The sequence below is a fragment of the Mesorhizobium sp. M7A.F.Ca.CA.001.08.2.1 genome, assembly GCF_003998455.1.
GTDB classification, from domain to species: domain Bacteria; phylum Pseudomonadota; class Alphaproteobacteria; order Rhizobiales; family Rhizobiaceae; genus Mesorhizobium; species Mesorhizobium ciceri.
This window is the reverse complement of the sequence record NZ_RZPW01000814.1, coordinates 1-2,656: the sequence shown is the minus strand read 5'-3', so window position 1 is coordinate 2,656 and position 2,656 is coordinate 1. Positions and strand designations below refer to the sequence as shown.

The 2,656-nt window shown below is 63.2% G+C and carries 3 protein-coding genes and 1 pseudogene; all 4 read left to right on the top strand.

Annotated features, from left to right (window positions below; all coding sequences use genetic code 11):
- Nucleotides 1–1,167: urease subunit alpha (gene ureC / locus EN914_RS31390; protein WP_127389502.1), on the top strand; the 1,167-nt coding region annotated here is incomplete at its 5' end.
- A 92-nt stretch (nucleotides 1,168–1,259) separates the two neighbouring features.
- On the top strand, nucleotides 1,260–1,853 hold the full coding sequence (locus EN914_RS31385; protein ID WP_024502037.1) for a hypothetical protein: 594 nt from the start codon (nucleotides 1,260–1,262) through the stop codon (nucleotides 1,851–1,853).
- Between the two features lie 103 nt (nucleotides 1,854–1,956).
- Entirely contained in the window at nucleotides 1,957–2,550 is a 594-nt protein-coding gene (ureE, locus tag EN914_RS31380) for an urease accessory protein UreE (protein WP_024502038.1), read from the top strand.
- Nucleotides 2,492–2,656: pseudogene (locus tag EN914_RS31375) on the top strand (urease accessory protein UreF); the annotation flags it as partial. The gene ureE and the pseudogene EN914_RS31375, both read left to right, overlap by 59 nt.

Genomic DNA, 2,656 nt, shown 5'->3' with positions numbered 1-2,656 from the left:
ATCCAGTCCTTCGACGCCTTTCCGATGAACATCGGCCTGTCGGGCAAGGGCAATGCCTCGCTGCCCGCCGCGCTCGAGGAAATGGTGCTGGGCGGCGCCTGCTCGCTGAAGCTGCACGAGGACTGGGGCACGACGCCGGCGGCCATCGATTGCTGCCTGTCGATCGCCGACGATTACGACGTGCAGGTGATGATCCACACCGACACGCTGAACGAATCCGGCTTTGTCGAGAACACGGTCGCCGCTATCAAGGGCCGCACCATCCACGCCTTCCACACCGAGGGCGCCGGCGGCGGCCATGCGCCCGACATCATCAAGGTCTGCGGCCTGCCCAACGTCATTCCGTCTTCGACCAATCCGACGCGGCCCTACACGGTCAACACGCTGGCCGAGCATCTCGACATGCTGATGGTCTGCCATCATCTGTCGCCGTCGATCCCCGAAGACATCGCCTTTGCCGAAAGCCGCATCCGCAAGGAGACCATCGCGGCGGAAGACATTTTGCACGACATCGGCGCCTTCTCGATCATCTCGTCGGATTCGCAGGCCATGGGCCGCGTCGGCGAAGTCGCGATCCGCACCTGGCAAACCGCCGACAAGATGAAGCGCCAGCGCGGCTCGCTGCCGCAGGAGACCGGCAACAACGACAATTTCCGCGTCCGTCGCTACATCGCCAAATACACGATCAACCCGGCCATCGCGCATGGGCTGTCGAAAGACATCGGCTCGATCGCGGTCGGCAAACGCGCCGACCTGGTGCTGTGGAACCCGGCCTTCTTCGGCGTCAAGCCGGACATGGTGCTGATCGGCGGCATGATCGCCGCCGCCCCGATGGGCGACCCCAACGCCTCGATCCCGACGCCGCAGCCGATGCATTACCGGCCGATGTTCGGCGCCTATGGCAAGGCCAGGACCAACTCGTCGGTGACCTTCGTTTCGAAGGCAGCGCTCGAGTCGGGACTGCGTGGCAGGCTCGGTGTCGACAAGCAGTTCGTCGCCGTCGAAAACACCCGCGGCGGCATCGGCAAGCATTCGATGGTGCTCAACGACGCCACGCCGCATGTCGAGGTCGATCCGGAAACCTACGAGGTGCGCGCCGACGGCGAGTTGCTGACCTGCGAGCCGGCGACGGTGCTGCCGATGGCGCAACGGTATTTCCTGTTTTGAAGCGGCGCTTCCACCGGGCGAGCATTATCCGTTGCAGCCCTTGGTGGAAGGCAGCACTATGCGGCCAACCAACAGCTGCATTGTGATCGAGCATGACCACCGAAATCGCTTCCGCCCACGACATCTTCCCGCACATCCGCATCGTCATGGGCATGGTGATCGGGCTTGGTGTCGCCCGCCTGCTGTCGGGGGTGGCGCGCATCGTCCAGCATCCCGGCCAGTACAAGCTCTATACCGTGCATCTGGCCTGGGTCGTCTCGGTGCTCCTGATGCTGGTGCATTTCTGGTGGTGGGAGTTCGGCCTCTACGCCGTCGAGACCTGGACCTTCGGCAAATATTTGTTCATCATTTTCTACGCGATCACGCTGTTCCTGCTGTGCGCGCTTTTGTTCCCAGATTCGATGCTGGACTACACCAGCTACGAGGATTTTTTCTATTCGCGCCGGGCGTGGTTCTTCGGCCTGCTGGCGGCGACCTACCTGCTCGACGTGGTCGACACGCTGCTGAAGGGGCCGGAGCATTTCGCCCGCTTCGGCAGCGAGTATCTGTTCCGCACGCCGGTCTTCGTCGTGCTCTGCATCATCGCGATCCTGGTGCGCGACCGCCGCTTCCACATCGCCTTTGTCACGGCGGCGCTTATCTACCAGATATCGTTCATCCTGCGGCTCTTCGACACCATCGTCTGAACGAACGCGATGGTCTAGCTTTGTTGGGGAAAGGCAGGGTTCGACATGTACAAGGCCATTGGATCGCGCGTGTGCGGGCACAAGCAAATGGGAAATCCATGAAATGAAACTCAACCTCAACACCGACTTCACCAAATTCCCGCGCGTCGTCTCGGTGCTGTCCGCCGGCGCTGCCGGAACCACCCTACCGTCCGGCCGGGCCATTCTCGCCCATGACGAGCGGCATCTGCGCCGCCGGGCCATCGAACTTGCCGACGGCGGCAAGGTGCTGGTCGACCTGCCCGAACCCGTCGCCTTGAACGATGGCGACCGGCTGGTGCTGGAGAATGGCGGCCATATCGAGATCATCGCGGCACCGGAAGAGGTCTACGACATCCGCGCCCGCGATGGCGTGCATCTGGCCGAGCTCGCCTGGCATATCGGCAACCGCCATCTCGCGGCAGGCATCGAGGCCGGACGCATCCTCATCCTGCGCGACCATGTCATCAAGGCGATGCTGGAGGGGCTGGGCGCCACCGTGACCGACGTTTCCGAACCGTTCAAGCCGGTGCGCGGCGCCTATTCCGGCCATGCTGGGCAAAGCCACGATCACGGCCATGCGCATGCCCACAGCCACGCCGAAGCGCACAGCCATTCTCATGGCGAATCGCGTTCCCATTCGCACAGTCATGCTGGCCATCACCACGATCATGACTGACCAGCCTTCGAACATCGCCCTGCTGCGGCTGATGGCGTGGCTGTCGCCTGCCTTTCCGGTCGGCGGCTTTTCCTACAGCCATGGTCTCGAGCGGGCGGTGCAGGAC

Coding starts and splice junctions, on each gene's coding strand:
- EN914_RS31385 (WP_024502037.1), top strand. CDS start 1,260: ATGACCACCGAAATCGCTTCCGCCCACGACATCTTCCCGCACATCCGC.
- ureE (WP_024502038.1), top strand. CDS start 1,957: ATGAAACTCAACCTCAACACCGACTTCACCAAATTCCCGCGCGTCGTC.